This is a genomic window from Microvirga sp. (assembly GCF_014699075.1).
Taxonomy (GTDB): domain Bacteria; phylum Pseudomonadota; class Alphaproteobacteria; order Rhizobiales; family Beijerinckiaceae; genus Microvirga.
Genome location: NZ_JACXAB010000024.1, coordinates 17,682 through 31,912 on the forward strand (window position 1 = coordinate 17,682; position 14,231 = coordinate 31,912).

At 62.3% G+C, this 14,231-nt stretch carries 10 protein-coding genes; 5 read left to right on the forward strand and 5 right to left on the reverse strand.

All coding sequences use genetic code 11. From position 1 onward, the window contains the following. Nucleotides 1-63: 63 nt before the first annotated feature. The 4 genes from IC232_RS22150 to IC232_RS22165 form a co-directional block, all read right to left on the reverse strand. A complete protein-coding gene (locus tag IC232_RS22150; protein WP_190847124.1) occupies nucleotides 64-888 on the reverse strand; it encodes an alpha/beta fold hydrolase in 825 nt (274 codons plus the stop codon). 351 nt (nucleotides 889-1,239) lie between these two features. After that, entirely contained in the window at nucleotides 1,240-4,290 is a 3,051-nt protein-coding gene (locus tag IC232_RS22155) for an ATP-binding protein (protein WP_281413413.1), read from the reverse strand. A gap of 559 nt (nucleotides 4,291-4,849) precedes the next feature. Then, nucleotides 4,850-5,419, reverse strand: coding sequence for a L,D-transpeptidase (locus IC232_RS22160; protein ID WP_312895218.1), 570 nt, complete (start codon nucleotides 5,417-5,419; stop codon nucleotides 4,850-4,852). A 234-nt stretch (nucleotides 5,420-5,653) separates the two neighbouring features. Further along, nucleotides 5,654-6,856 carry an MFS transporter gene (locus IC232_RS22165; protein ID WP_210335461.1) on the reverse strand — a complete coding sequence of 401 codons (1,203 nt, stop codon included), beginning with the start codon at nucleotides 6,854-6,856 and terminating at the stop codon, nucleotides 5,654-5,656. Between the two features lie 124 nt (nucleotides 6,857-6,980). Here IC232_RS22165 and IC232_RS22170 point away from each other — a divergent pair, with 124 nt between their 5' ends. From IC232_RS22170 to IC232_RS22180, 3 genes are all read left to right on the forward strand, one after another. After that, nucleotides 6,981-7,862 (forward strand): LysR family transcriptional regulator, encoded by an 882-nt coding sequence (locus tag IC232_RS22170; protein ID WP_190847127.1) that lies wholly within the window; start codon nucleotides 6,981-6,983, stop codon nucleotides 7,860-7,862. 580 nt (nucleotides 7,863-8,442) lie between these two features. Beyond that, the gene (locus IC232_RS22175; RefSeq protein WP_190847128.1) at nucleotides 8,443-9,501 is read left to right on the forward strand and encodes a phosphotransferase; all 1,059 of its coding nucleotides are present in this window, start codon (nucleotides 8,443-8,445) and stop codon (nucleotides 9,499-9,501) included. 3 nt (nucleotides 9,502-9,504) lie between these two features. Then, the gene (locus tag IC232_RS22180) at nucleotides 9,505-10,833 is read left to right on the forward strand and encodes an aspartate aminotransferase family protein (RefSeq protein WP_190847129.1); all 1,329 of its coding nucleotides are present in this window, start codon (nucleotides 9,505-9,507) and stop codon (nucleotides 10,831-10,833) included. Nucleotides 10,834-10,904: 71 nt separating this feature from the next. On the opposite strand, the gene hisD is transcribed toward IC232_RS22180, so the two are convergent. After that, nucleotides 10,905-12,212 (reverse strand): histidinol dehydrogenase, encoded by a 1,308-nt coding sequence (hisD, locus tag IC232_RS22185; protein WP_190847130.1) that lies wholly within the window; start codon nucleotides 12,210-12,212, stop codon nucleotides 10,905-10,907. Between the two features lie 185 nt (nucleotides 12,213-12,397). On the opposite strand from hisD, the gene IC232_RS22190 reads away from it, so the two are divergent. Together IC232_RS22190 and IC232_RS22195 are read left to right on the forward strand one after the other, a co-directional pair. Further along, complete coding sequence (locus IC232_RS22190) at nucleotides 12,398-12,946, forward strand: cupin domain-containing protein (protein ID WP_190847131.1); 549 nt, start codon at nucleotides 12,398-12,400, stop codon at nucleotides 12,944-12,946. A 131-nt stretch (nucleotides 12,947-13,077) separates the two neighbouring features. Further along, nucleotides 13,078-14,130, forward strand: coding sequence for an ABC transporter substrate-binding protein (locus IC232_RS22195; RefSeq protein WP_190847132.1), 1,053 nt, complete (start codon nucleotides 13,078-13,080; stop codon nucleotides 14,128-14,130). Nucleotides 14,131-14,231 lie beyond the last annotated feature (101 nt).

Genomic DNA, 14,231 nt, shown 5'->3' on the forward strand with positions numbered 1-14,231 from the left:
TTCGTCCGATGCTGTGTTCCGTGTGAGGCACCGACCAGCGCACCGATGACCGGTCGGGCAAGCTCAGGCTCCCACGAAGGCCAGGAGGTCCTCGTTGAGTTGATTCTTGTGGGTTTCGGTGATGCCGTGCGGCCCGCCCGGATAAACCTTGAACGTGACATCCCTCACGAGCCGCGCGGACGCGCGTCCCGCCGCATCGAGTGGCACGATCTGGTCGTCGTCCCCGTGCAGGATCAGCGTCGGTCTGTCGAAGGTCTTGAGGTCGTGTGTGAAGTCGGTTTCCGAAAAGGCTTCGATGCAGTCATAAGCATTCTTGTGACCGGCCATCATGCCTTGCGCCCGGAAGGACTCGATGAGGCCCTGGGAAAACTTGGCGCCGGGCCGGTTGAACCCGAAGAACGGTCCCGCGGCGAGGTCCCGGTACAGGTCGGCGCGGTTGTTCAACGAGGCGGCGCGCATTCTGTCGAACACCTCGATGGGCGTGCCGCCGGGATTGGCCTCGGTCTGCAGCATGAGCGGTGGAACCGCGGCGATCAGCCCGAGTTTCGCGACGCGTTTCGTGCCGTGGCGTCCGACATACCGCGCGACCTCGCCGCCACCGGTTGAGAAGCCGAACAACACAGCGTCCTGCAGATCAAGCCAATCCATCAACTCGGCAAGGTCGTCCGCGTATGTGTCCATGTCGTTGCCATGCCAAGGCTGGCTGGAACGACCATGCCCACGGCGATCATGCGCGATGCAGCGGTAGCCGTTCGCGGCCAGGTGCAGCATCTGCGCCTCCCAGCTGTCGGCGTTCAAAGGCCAGCCGTGACTGAAAACAACCGGAGGACCGCTCCCCCAGTCCTTGAAGTAGATCTGCGTTCCATCCCTGGTACTGAGCATCGTCATCGGACCGGGTCCTCACGTGATAGGTTGATCAGCCCAGGCCATCGAACGATGGCTCGACCAGGTGGTTCGCATCCTCCTGTTCCAAGGAGTTGTTGGCCTGCTGCTCCCGGTGTGGAGTTCACCCCGGAGGTCTGCGTGGATCATCGCGTTTCCGTCAGGGCCGCCGATTTCCGCAGCCACAGTGCCCCGATCCGGTCCGGACAGGGAGTTAATCGCCGTGAATTTCTGTGAAATGGCGCAAATACGCGGCGTCCTCGCGAGCGGAGTTGCGTCCGACGATCCTGAGACGCGTCGGGCAAGACTTGGAACCGCTAAAGAGGCTCCTGACGGAGCAATCCGTGCGGGATTCGGTCAGGATAAGGGGGATTGCGTGCTTCTTCGGGCTGCGAGAGCCTCTGCGAGAGCCGCGGCTGCGGCGACATCGGCTGTCCGGAAGCCCTCCTCGAACTTGGCGAGGACCGGGGCGAGCAGTCCGAGAGCGTCGTCAGGACGCCCCAGCGACCTGTGCAGTCGTGCCAAACTGGTTACGGTCCGTAGTTCCCAAGAGAGGGCTCCCTGCGTGCGCGCCAATGCCAGTGAGCTCGCGAAGGCCTGCTCGGCCGCTTCCGGTTGTTCTCTCAGACAGCGAAGCAATATCTCGCCTTTGACGCGCATGAGTTCGGGTCTGAACCAATGTTCTTCCTTGGCTTTGCTTCCGGCCAGCGCCTCCTCGATCACCGCCATCGCTTCCGCGACCCGGCCCGCTGCCGCGAGCCCTTCCGCCAGAGCGGCTTGGAACGGTGAATGCTGCACATGGAAGGCCGTCTGCGGCAGCTCCGTCAGAGCTGTCTTCAACAGTTGCGACCCCGCTTCCGCGTCTCCTTGGTCGATCAGCATCTGTGCGCTGTAGGCCCGCACCCAGGTGCCGTAATTGACCTGACGTTTCGTGAGCTCCTGGAGGCGGTTCACAAGGCGCTCGGCCGCGGAACGATGCCCGGTCAGGAGCGCTAGCCGGCAACCGCAAAGAGCGACAGCGGCGAAATCCGAGGAGTCGTGCTGGAGCGCGCTCGTTTCATCGACGATGTCCAACGCGACACGCATGGCCCGGTCCGGGAAACCTTGCAGCCACAACGTGTGCGCAAGAACAGCAGTCGCTGCGGCGCGTTGGTCGAAGTGGTAGCGGGCAAGATGCGACCGGTCAGCCGGCGCGACATACCGGGCCAGCATCTGCTCGACCACGAGACGGGCGTCGGCCAACTCGCCAAGAGCCCAATGCGCCGCGCCGGCCATCCGGAAGCCAATCAGGACGTCATCGTCGAGGCCCGCTCCCTTGGCGATCTCCTGGAACCGATGCGCGGTCGAGAGGCCTTCGCTGTGGGGGCCGCTCGTATAGTGGTGGAGCCACAGCCCCCACAGCGTCCGCAACTGGTAATCAACATCGCCCAAGCGCTTGGCGATGGCGAGGGCGGCTGACCAAGCGGCTTTCGTTTCCGGGCTGGCTCCCCTGATGTTGATCGTGGCGCCCGCCAAGGCCGCATAGAGCTGCATCTCACGACGACCGCCCTGGGCGGCGGCCGGTCCAAGCGCAACGAGGGCGCGCTCCACACACGAGCGACACTCCTCCAGCAGTGACAGGCTCAGCCAAAGCGGAACGGCAGCGGCCGTGAGCGTGGCCCCGAGATTGCGGTCACCCTGCTCGGAGAAGCACCAGTCCAAGGCAACGCGCACATTGCTGATCTCAGAGTCACTCCGCGTGAGGCACGGTTCCGGCGCAGCCCCGGGGCCGCCTGCGGGACGGGAGAGAGCCGCCGCGAAATATTCGGCATGGCGGCGCGCGAACTCGAGGTCCTCGCCACTGTCTGAGAGCTTCTCCCGTGCATAGGCCCTGACGGAATCGAGCAGCCGGTAACGGATCGTCGGCGCCCCCTCCGCCACAACGAGCGATTTCAGCACAAGGTCGGCCACGATGTCCGCGAATTCGGCCGGAAGGAAGTCTGCGCCCGTCACGGCAGTCGCCGCTGCCAGCGATACCGCTCCCTGGAAGACCGAGAGCCGCCTGAGCACGGTGCGTTCCATGGGGGAGAGGAGCTCGTAGCTCCAGTCGATGGCGGACCGAAGCGTCTGATGACGCTGCAGTGTGGTCCTGCGCCCGCTCGTCAGGACGCGGAAGCGGTCATCCATCAAGGAGGCCAGGCCTGCGATGCCGAAGGCGTGCACCCGCGCCGCCGCCAGCTCAATCGCCAAAGGAATGCCATCCAAGCGGCGGCAGATCTCGATCAGCAGCGGGACCTCGGTCTCCAAGAGAGCGAAACTATCGTTGCTGGCCTTCGCCCGCTGGAGGAATAACTGCAGGGCTGGATAGGCCAGGGCCGCCTCGTGGGAGAGGCTCCCGCCTTCCGCGGGGAACGCGAGCGGCGTCACATGGACGACGTTCTCCCCCTCGGCGCGCAGAGGCTCGCGACTCGTCGCGATGACGCTGATGGCCGGGGCCTCGATCATGATCTGCTCGGAGAGGCTCGCGGCAGCGTCGATCAGATGCTCGCAGTTGTCGAGCAACAGGAGCATCTGCTTGTCGCGCAAGGTGGCCAGCAAGCCGGGAAGCGGGTTCTCCGACCGCACCGGGTGGCCGAGGGCTGAGGCGAGCGCCGTCGGAACGAGCCGCGGATCCTCCAACGTGGCGAGCTCGACGACCCGGACCCCATCCGCAAACCTGTGGGCATTCTGGGCGACAGCGAGAGCCAATGAGGTTTTGCCCACGCCGCCGGGGCCGACCAGCGTCACCAGCCTTTCCGACAGCTTTGAGTCGACTAGGGCGACGAGCTCCTCCCGACCCACGAGCGGCTTCAGGGGAAGGGGCACGCTCGGTGCGGTCGGCACCGGACCTGGCTTGGGATCGGGTTCTTTGGAGGGCGCCGTTGGCGCTGTCACATCGACCGAAAGCGCGTAGCCTCGACCCGGGACGGTGACGATATAGGGTTTGCCGGAGGAGCTCTCGCCAAGGGCCCTGCGCAACGAGGAAACCTGCACCCTGAGATTGCTCTCCTCGACGAACACCCCCGGCCAGACGACGCTTGAGATCTCATCCTTGCTAACAATCTCGCCTGCCTTACCCGTCAGGACGAGGAGAATGTCAAAGGCACGGCCGCCCAAGGCAACCGGTTCGCCATCCTGCAGAAGCAAACGCTGGGCTGGGACGAGCCGGAACGGACCAAAAGCGATCTCGGAAGTCGTTTTAAGAATAGTTTCCGAAACGGGCCCCTGATCCTGCAGCTCAGAGTGACCTTTCTCATGCAACGGCAAGCTCACCGGTTCGTCCCCTGCCTTGATCGATTGATGCTCTTGCTGCGCGGGATCGGCAGAAGCGAAACCTGAACGACTGGGACGTAAATCGTCTTGCTGCCATCTACAACCGAGTCTGCGCATATCTTCCGCGTCAATTCAATCTCCCAGGGTCGGCTTGTCCGTTCACAAGCCTTCAGGGGAATTTTGTTGCAGGGCGATCTCAGCTGCGAGGAGGTCGAGGCCCACACGGATACGTGGGGATTGACGGTATGCCCGGCAAATGGGGTGGGGCGAGAACGAAGCCGCGTCTACTTGCTTGCTGGCAAGCCTCCCCGCAACAGGCAGTTCTGGGTCTAAATAAACCCGCAAATGTCGATTGATGGCAGGTTCCAGAAGTAAGCCGAATTTTTGTATATGGCGCGACAAGCGGGCCTCCATCTGGTTCGTTCAACATTACACTTTGCCCCAAAGGCGACACCCAACCTCATTGTTTTGAACTGTGACTTACTGGTGGGGCTGACGTCGTCGGCAGTAGGGCAGGAGCATGCCTCCCGTTAGCCCGGGCACGCTGCGCCACCTGACCTGAGTCCGGCAGCAACCTCTGACCGATGCCGCCTGCTTTGCTTGACCGCAAGAAGCGGGATAGCCCACCTGACTTACCTGATGACATGATCAGGCCAACTCCCACCAGTTTGTGTCCTCAGCTTGCGGATAGATCATCTGGCGGCTGCCCGGCCGCCGCCAGAACAACGACTTTTGCGCCAACTGGAACTCGCTTGTACAGATCGATGATGTCTTGGTTGAGGAACCGCACGCAGCCGGACGATACCATCGAGCCGATCGACCACGGCTCCGTGGTGCCATGCAGACGATAAAGCGTGTCCTGTCCGTCTCTGTAAAGATAGAGCGCGCGCGGGCCGAGCGGGTTCTCCGGCCCGCCATCCATGCCGTTCTCATACTTGGCGTAGCGATCCGGTTCCCGCCGGATCATGTCGCGGGTCGGCCTCCAGCGGGGCCATTCCGCTTTGCGGCCGACGATGGCGGTGCCCTGGAAGTTAAACGCCTCCTGTTTACCGACGCCAACGCCATACCGAATGGCATGATTGCCCCCGAGGGTGAGATAGGCGAACCGTGTGGCAGTGTTCACCACGACTGTTCCGGGCTGCTCCCGCGTCACGTAAGGAACGATACGCCTCAGAAATCGGCTGTCGATTGCGGTGGTGTCTACGGCCGGGAGCGGGAACGGCTCTGTGACGATATCCGTGTACAAATCTCCATGGAGCGGATCTACCACGGGTACAACTGTCGACAACTGAGGCTTAGGCTGTGACGTGCACGACGCAAGCAAGGCAGAAGACCCGAAGACGAACATGCGCCGGCTGATCATGGTGAATTCTCCACGCAACTATGGTGATAGAGGTTGCTTACGGCTTCGAATGACCCCTGCCGGGGCAGTAAAAAGTCGATGACGAGGGCCGAGGGATTGCAGCGCAAACCGGGTGGCTTACTGACCCGACTCGGGTGACGAGCGCCGCGCTCTGACAAGCTGGAGAGCCACCGCAGCAAATCCGAGCCCTAGTCCAAGCCCGACCACTGCGGACCAGCCGCCTGCTTGCCAAGCCACCGTTCCGGATGCCGAGCCGAGGGCTCCGCCGAGGAACATGGATCCCATCAGGATTGTGTTGAGGCGAGCCCGCGCCTCCGACTGCAATGCGAATACAATGCTCTGATTGGCGACCAAGGCTGCCTGCATGGCGACGTCTAAGATGATCACTCCAAGGATAAGCCCCACGAGCGATCCCGAGATGCCAAAAACTATCCATGAGATGGAGGTCAGGGCAGCTCCTGTCAGTACTATCCGAGTGGAGCCATGCCGGTCAGCGAACCGGCCAGAAACAGGTGCTGCGACAATCCCAATGGCGCCCACGATGCCGAACAGGCCGGCGATGTCTGCACCAAGACCGTAGGGAGGCTGCTCGAGGCGAAAGGCGAGGATGGTCCAAAAGAGTGTAAACGCCGCGAAGATGAGCGCCTGAGTGACCGCCGCAAGGCGCAGCGCCGGCAATCCAACCCAGAGATGCGCGAGGGAGCGGATGAGCGCACCATAGGAGTGCGACGTGTCAGGCCGGCTCGTAGGCAGGTAGAGCGCCATGAGACCGCCGGCACCGAGCGCCATCGGAGCACTCAGCCAGAACATCTCCCGCCATCCCACCTGGGCGGCCATGAACCCGGCCAGCGTCCGACTCAGCAGAATGCCTGTGAGAATGCCGGACAAGACGACCCCGACGGTGGCACCGCGACGCTCGGGGGAGGACAGATGAGCGGCCAGGGGCACGATCTGCTGCGCGACTGTCGCAGCAAGGCCGACAATGAACGAGCTTGCGACGGCAAGAGCCGGAGTTGGCGCTATGGCGCAGAGCACGAGTGCGAGCGCCAGCGCACCGAACTGTACGACGATCAGCCTCCGTCGCTCAATCCGGTCACCGAGAGGGACGAGCAGGACAAGTCCCAGCGCATATCCCAGCTGAGTTGCGGTAGGGATCATGCCTGTTAGCGAGCCGGGCATGTCTCGCTCCATCACACCGAGCATCGGCTGGTTGTAGTAGATGTTGGCGACCGCAATTCCGGCGGCTACCGCCATCGCGAAGATGGTTCCGCGTCCTAGAGTGGTCGGAGCGGTGAGATCCACCGGGGTCTGCGCGAGCATTGTACCTCTCCATCGGCTGATGCGGCGCGGGTTCATCCGCGAGCCAATGGGCATCAAGCTATTCTATCTCGCAAGGAGCTGTAGTACCCTAGATTGATAGGCGACTATATCTTCAGGCGATAGAATGGACTTCCTGACACTCTCGGTATTTGTTGAGGCAGCCGGTGCGGGGAGCCTTGCTGCGGCTGCTCGGCGGCTGCGCATCGCCCCGATGGCCGCCACACGGCATCTCGCTGCTCTGGAAAGGGAGCTCGGCGTCCGCCTGATGCACCGGACAACACGCTCGCTGGCTCTGACCAACGAGGGACAAACCTTTTTGCCTCATGCGCAGGCTCTGCTGGAAGAGCATGATGCCGCATTGGCGAGTATGCGCCAGGCGGCATCGGGCGCATCAGGCCTCTTACGCGTGACAGCGCCATCCAGCTTCGGCCGCAAGGTACTGGCCCCTGCAGCGGTTGCCTTCATGAAGGCCAACCCTGACGTTCGCGTTGACCTTCTCCTGACAGACAGCGTCGTTGATATCGTGAGCGAAGGCCTCGACCTTGCTGTGCGGATCGCGAAGCTGAGTGATACGAGCTTGATCGCTCGCCGCTTGGCTCCCAATCCAAGGGGGCTCTTCGCATCACCGGAATATCTCAAAGCGAGAAGGCCGCCATCAACCCTGGCTGACCTGCGGAACCATGAGTGTCTAGCGATTACGGGCACCACCCATTGGAGCTTCAGCGGCCCCGATCAAACGGCACCCGTGAAGATCGGTGGCCGTTTCACGGCGAGTACCATTGAAGGAGTTTATCAGGCGTGCATCGGTGGGCTCGGTATCGCACTCCTCTCGGAGTGGATGGCGAAGGAGGGTCTCGCGAGCGGCGCACTCGCGGAGGTCCGGATCACGGACGCAGCACCCGAGATGCTCGCGATCTGGGCCATCTACCCAACGCGACGGATGGTCCCGGCCAAGGTGAGGTTGTTTATTGATGCACTCTCAAGCGCGTTGAACTCGGCGGCATAAGACCTCCGACTCGGCAGCAGGGGAGAACGACTGCTTCTGGCACTGAGCTGAAAGGAAACGGAACGTCCGCTTCCGACAGTAACACCAGAGGTTCCTGTCAATGGACGAATTTCACCACCTGACCCAGAGCTGTCCTTCGTCCGTCAAGTCTCTGGTCACGACCTGTTATGCCAAGCATTCAGGCCCTTGGCTGCATCAACGGAGCAAGGGCGTCGCTCCTTGTAACAGGGCGGGACCATTGTTCCGGATCGCTGCATACCCCTGTACAGGTCTGGGGGAGGCCGGGAAAAAGCCCAGATCCGAGGGTTGTCGGCGCACTAGCCGCCGTAGCGGCTCTCCGCTTGCACGGCACGCCTTGTCGGTCGAGAGCTACCTCAGCCAAACCACATGGAGACAGAACCGCCGGGCTTGAGACGCTTCCGCCAAGAGAGCTGAGGAATAGCGCTCATCGTTCGGCGGAAAATGGCTGACAAATTGCTGCAGACGGCTATTGTCCGCCTGAGGCCTCCGCCATGCGGAGCCGCCCACATGTCCCGGAGTCTGAATGACCACGGGCCGTTCTGGCGAGGTAAGCCCAATCATGTCGACGACGTCGCAAGCGAGCATCAATGCAGTGCTCGAAACCGCTGTGCCCGTGGCTGCGGCCGAGGAAGTGAAGGCAATTGCGCTTCAGCATTTCAGCATTCGCGGCGAGCCGACTCAGCTGCCTGGCGAGCGGGATAGCAACTTCCACATCAGGACGGAGGACGGCAATGATTTCCTTCTGAGGATCAGCAATCCTGTCGAAGACCGTCAGGTGACGGATTTCCAAACCAAACTCCTGCTGCACATCGAGCAGGCAGATCCCTCGTTGCCTGTGCCGCGCATTGTCAGATCCGTCGAAGGCACGCCCGACATCATGCTCGCGCTTCCGGGTCAGCCGCCAAGCGTCGTGCGCCTCTATACGTTTCTCCAGGGCGTCCCCATGTACAAGGCACAGCCCAGCCGGCGCCAGCGGCGGAACATGGGCGGAGTGCTCGCCCGGATCGATCTCGCCATGCGGGAGTTCCAGCATCCGGCTTCCAACCATGAGCTGATGTGGGACATGAAGCACGCCCACCGCCTTCGCCCCCTGCTAGTGCATATTGAGGACCTGCAACGGCGTGCTCTTGTGGAGCGGTTCGTCGACCGGTTCGAGCAATTCGTGCTGCCGGCCATGCCGAACCTGCGCACGCAAGTCATCCACAACGACCTGAACCCGCACAACGTGCTCGTGGCGGGCAGCGATCATGGCCATGTGACCGGTGTGATCGATTTCGGCGATGCGGTGCTAGCTCCCCTAGTGAACGATCCTGCGGTCGCCGCGGCCTATCGGAATGTGGATGCCGGGCATCCGCTTGAAACTGTCTCCGACTTCATTGCCGGATACCATGCCGTACTTCCGCTTGAGGACGCCGAGTTCGAGATCCTGTTCGACCTCGTTGCGACCCGCATGATACTGACGGTGCTGATTACCAGCTGGCGCGCCGACATCCAGCCGGAGAACCGCGAATACATCCTGCGCAACGCGCCGTCAGCCTGGGCTGGGTTGGAGCGCTTTGCCTCCTTGGACAGCGTGGAAGCGCGCGCCTATCTTCGCCGAAACAGCCGCCCGGAGTGACCGATGTCCATGATCAACGCCTATGATCCTTCCAAGGCGACCGATGTAGCCGCGCGCGAGCAGGAGATGATCGCCCGTCGCCAGCGCCTGCTCGGGCCAGCCTACCGGCTGTTCTATGCCAACCCAGTCCATGTGGTGCGCGGGGAGGGTGTGTGGCTTTATGATCCCGATGGCCAGGCTTATCTCGACGTCTACAACAACGTGGCGTCCGTCGGCCATTGCCACCCGCACGTGGTGGCTGCGCTGTCCAAGCAGGCGTCCACTCTCAATACCCATACTCGCTACCTGCACGACATGGTTCTCGATTATGCCGAGAAGCTTCTCGACTATTTTCCGATCGAGAACCCGCAGGTGATGTTCACCTGCACGGGCAGCGAGGCGAACGACTTGGCCTTGCGCGTGGCGAAAACGCATACAGGCGGCACCGGTATCATCATCACCGACTTTGCCTACCATGGCGTCACGAGCGTCATCGCAGAGATGTCGCCCTCGCTCGGTGCCGGGATGCGGCTCGGAGAGCACGTGCGCACCGTGCCGGCCCCGGACCATTATCGATCGAATGGGCAGGACGTGGGCGTAGCCTTCGCACAGCATGTTCGTGCCGCGATCGACGATATGAGGGCTCATGATATCAAGCCCGCTGCGCTGATTGTCGACACGATCTTCTCAAGTGACGGTGTGTTCTCGGATCCAGCAGGCTTCCTGAAGCCAGCGGTCGAGGAAATCCGCAAGGCTGGCGGGATTTTCATCGCGGACGAGGTCCAGCCCGGCTTCGGTCGCACAGGCGAGGCTATGTGGGGATTCCAGCGCCATGGGGTTGTGCCCGATATCGTGACTCTCGGAAAGCCCATGGGCAACGGTCATCCCGTAGCCGCCATGGTGGCGAAGTCTGAGGTCCTAAGTGAGTTCGGGAAGCGCGTGCGCTATTTCAACACCTTCGGCGGCAACCCCGTTTCCTCGGCCGTCGGCATTGCAGTGCTGGAGGTCATTGAGCGGGAAGGCCTAGTGGAGAGTGCGAGAAGCGTGGGCACTTATCTCCGACAAGGCCTGCGGGAGTTGGCGAACCGCTATCCGATCATCGGCGATGTGCGCGGGGCCGGTCTGTTCGTCGGCGTGGAGTTGGTGCGCGACCGTGCAACCAAGGAGCCCGCGGCGCAGGAGACGGCGGCCCTGGTGAACGGCCTGCGCGAGCGGCGAGTGCTCATCAGCGCGACGGGACGCGCGGCGAACGGCCTGAAGATCCGCCCACCGCTGGTCTTCTCGAAGGCGAACGCCGACCAGTTCCTATCCGCCATGGACGAGACCTTGGCTGGCATCATCTCCCGGTCTTGAGCAACCTGATAACAGCGAGCGACCGGCGCTGCCGCCGGTCGCTAATCATCTGGTTCCTGCCGATTATGAGATTAGATCGGCCCATTCTTCAACAGCTGCTCACGGCTCAAGCGGAATGCGGCCGCGCGGCGATGCCCTTCGAGACCTTCGCTCTCGCTCTGGCGGCAGGCGGGCGGCGCAACGGCCGCAACACCGCGCTCGTCAAGCCATTGGTGCGTGCAGATTTTCACGTAGGAGCCGACCCACAAGCCGCCCGTGTAGCGACCGGCGCCCATGGTCGGAAGCGTGTGGTTGGTGCCGCAGCACTTGTCCGAATAGACCACGCTGGCGAGCGACCCAATGAACAGCGAGCCATAGTTGCGCAGCTTCTTGGCGGTCGCATGCGGATCGCGCGTGTGCACCTGCAGGTGCTCGGCTGCGATAAAGTCTGAATAGGCGATCATCGTCTCATCATCGGTGCAGACGGCGATCTCGCCATAGTCGCGCCAGGCAGGGCCGGCAACGTTTGCGGTGGGTAGACCCTGAAGCTGGCTTTCGACTTCCGCGAGAGTGGCCTCGGCCAGTTCCCTGCTTGTGGTGATGAGGCCCACACGGGTGCGGATGTCGTGTTCGGCCTGCGCCAGAAGGTCCACCGCGATCATCTCCGGATCGCCCGTCTCGTCTGCCACCACGAAGATTTCGCTGGGACCGGCGAGCTGATCGATGCCCACAGGGCCGAACACCTGGCGCTTCGCCTCGTTCACGAAGGCGTTGCCGGGACCGACGATCTTGTCGACAGCCGGCACCGTCTCCGTGCCATAGGCCATCGCGGCAATCGCCTGCGCACCGCCGATGCGGAAGATCCGGTCGGCGCCTGAGAGATGGCAGCCGGCGATCATGGCTGGGTGGGCCGTCGGTGGAAGGCAGGCGATCACCTCCTTGCAGCCGGCGACCTTCGCAGGCACGATTGTCATGATCGGAGCGGACAGTAGGGGATAACGCCCGCCGGGCACGTAGGCGCCAACGGTTTCGATCGGGATCACACGGTGCCCCAGGTTGAGGCCGGGCAGAGCTTCGACCTCGAGGGGCAAAATGGTGCCGAGCTGAGCCTGTGCGAAGGCGCGGACGCGCTCGATGGCGAACTCCGTGTCCTGCCGGGTCTGCGGATCGAGGTTGCGCACGGCCTCGGCGCGCTCCTCATCCGTGACTTCGAAGGCGGCCACATCGACCTTGTCGAACGCGTTGCCGTATTCTCGCACAGCCGCATCCCCGCGCGTGCGCACGGCGCCAATGATGTCACGAACGGTGGCTTCGATCGCGCGATTGTCCGTGTCGGCGTCGCGCTTCGGGGCTTTGAGGTGTGTAACCTTCTCGGTCAGGGTCGACATCGGTCGTAACATTGTTTGTTCCTTTTGGCAGGGATCAACTCTCGATGATGTCGTGGAGCTTCTCAATTAGCCCTGACCCTCTTGTTCATTATTCTAACCATGCGTAAGATGATGAAAATTATGAGCGGCTTGGGACCGCACCGAACCCCTATCAGGTTTAGACGGGGGCGAGGCCCCCGAACTAAAATGAGGTAGGCATGCCGAAGATCGGGACCCGGCTCAGAGAGCTTCGCCGCCGGCGAAACCTCGGAGTCCGTGAGGTGGCCTTGAGATCCGGCATCTCACATTCCTCAATCTCCCTCATCGAGCGGGACCGCATGAGCCCATCGGTCGACACGCTCAGCGCCATTCTGGATGCTCTTGGCACCACCCTGACGGGCTTCTTCTCGGACCTGAACTCCACCGTGCGTCATTCGCCATTCTATGAGGCCGATGAATGGGTTGAAATTGGGAAGGCGCAAACGGTCTCCTACCGCATGCTGGGCATGAACCATCCCAACCGGCAGATCCTGATGCTGCACGAGACCTATGCGGTCGGAGCCGATACGGGAGAGCCATTCTCCCATTCGGCGCAGGAAGCTGGAACAGTGCTCCGCGGTGCCGTTGAGGTTACGGTGGGCGACGAGTGCCGAGTGCTCAAGGCAGGGGATGGCTACTATTTCGACAGCCGCATGCCCCACCGCTTCCGTAACGTTGCCAACGAGCCGAGTACCGTTCTCAGCGCCGTCACGCCGCCAACCTATTGACCTTCAAGTTGACGGGGGGTGGCCGGTTCGATGTTTAGTATTTTCACCGCTAGGCGGCCAAGCCGCTTCCAACTTCCGCCAGGGATGTGCTTGCCTGCCGGAGGAACCAATAACCAGAGAGGGATCCAATCATGAGACTTGCCAAGAAACTGACGCTCGTCGGCTACCTTACGGCCCTCGTTGCGGGTGCGGCCGTCACATCGGCTCAGGCTCGCGATCTCACCATCGTGTCCTGGGGAGGCAACTACCAAGACGCGCAGAAGAAGATCTATTTCGAGCCCTTCGCCAAGAAGACCGGCAAGCCGGTTCTCGACGAGAGCTGGGATGGCGGCATCGGCGTGATCGCTGCCAAGATCAAGGCGGGCGTACCGAACTGGGACGTGGTGCAGGTCGAGTCCGAGGAGCTCGCGCTCGGTTGCGCGGACGGCTATTATGAGAAGCTCGATTGGAGTAAGCTCGGTGGCAAGGACGCCTACCTTCCGGCCGCTGTCAGTGATTGCGGCGTGGGCGCCATCGTATGGACGACCGCCCTCAGCTATGACGCGAACCGCTTGAAAGAAGCGCCGCAATCCTGGGCTGACTTCTGGGACACCAAGAAGTTCCCCGGCAAGCGCGGCTTCCGCCGTGGCCCCAAATACGCGCTTGAGTTTGCCCTGATGGCTGACGGCGTGCCTCCCGTTGATGTCTACAAGGTGCTGAGCACGCCGGAGGGCATCGATCGCGCGTTCAAGAAGCTCGATGAGTTGAAGCCGAACATTGTATGGTGGGAATCGGGCGCTCAGCCGCTGCAGCTCCTGGCCTCTGGCGAGGTGGTCATGACTACCGCCTATAACGGCCGCATCTCGGGCATCAACAAGACCGAAGGCAAAAACTTCAAGGTTGTGTGGCCCGGCAGCCTCTACGCCATCGACAGCTGGGTGATCATGAAGGGCAGTCCGAACAAGGACGCCGCGATGGACTTCATCGCCTTCGCGAACGTGCCGGAAAACCAGGTGAAGCTGCCAGAGTACATCGCTTACGGCCTTCCGAACAAAGCGGCCGCAGCCGCCGTACCGGCAAACCTGCAGAAGGACCTGCCGACCGCGCCTGAGAACCTGACTGGCGCGGTACCGCTCGACGCCGACTTCTGGATTGACAACATCGAGGAGCTCAACAAGCGCTTCAACGCTTGGCTCGCAAAGTAACGGCGAGGCAATCCACGCAGACAGGAGCGGGTGATATGCGAGTTTCAGAGGCTCGATGGCGCGCCCGATACATTACCCTGCTCCTGGCTTGGCCAATCCGC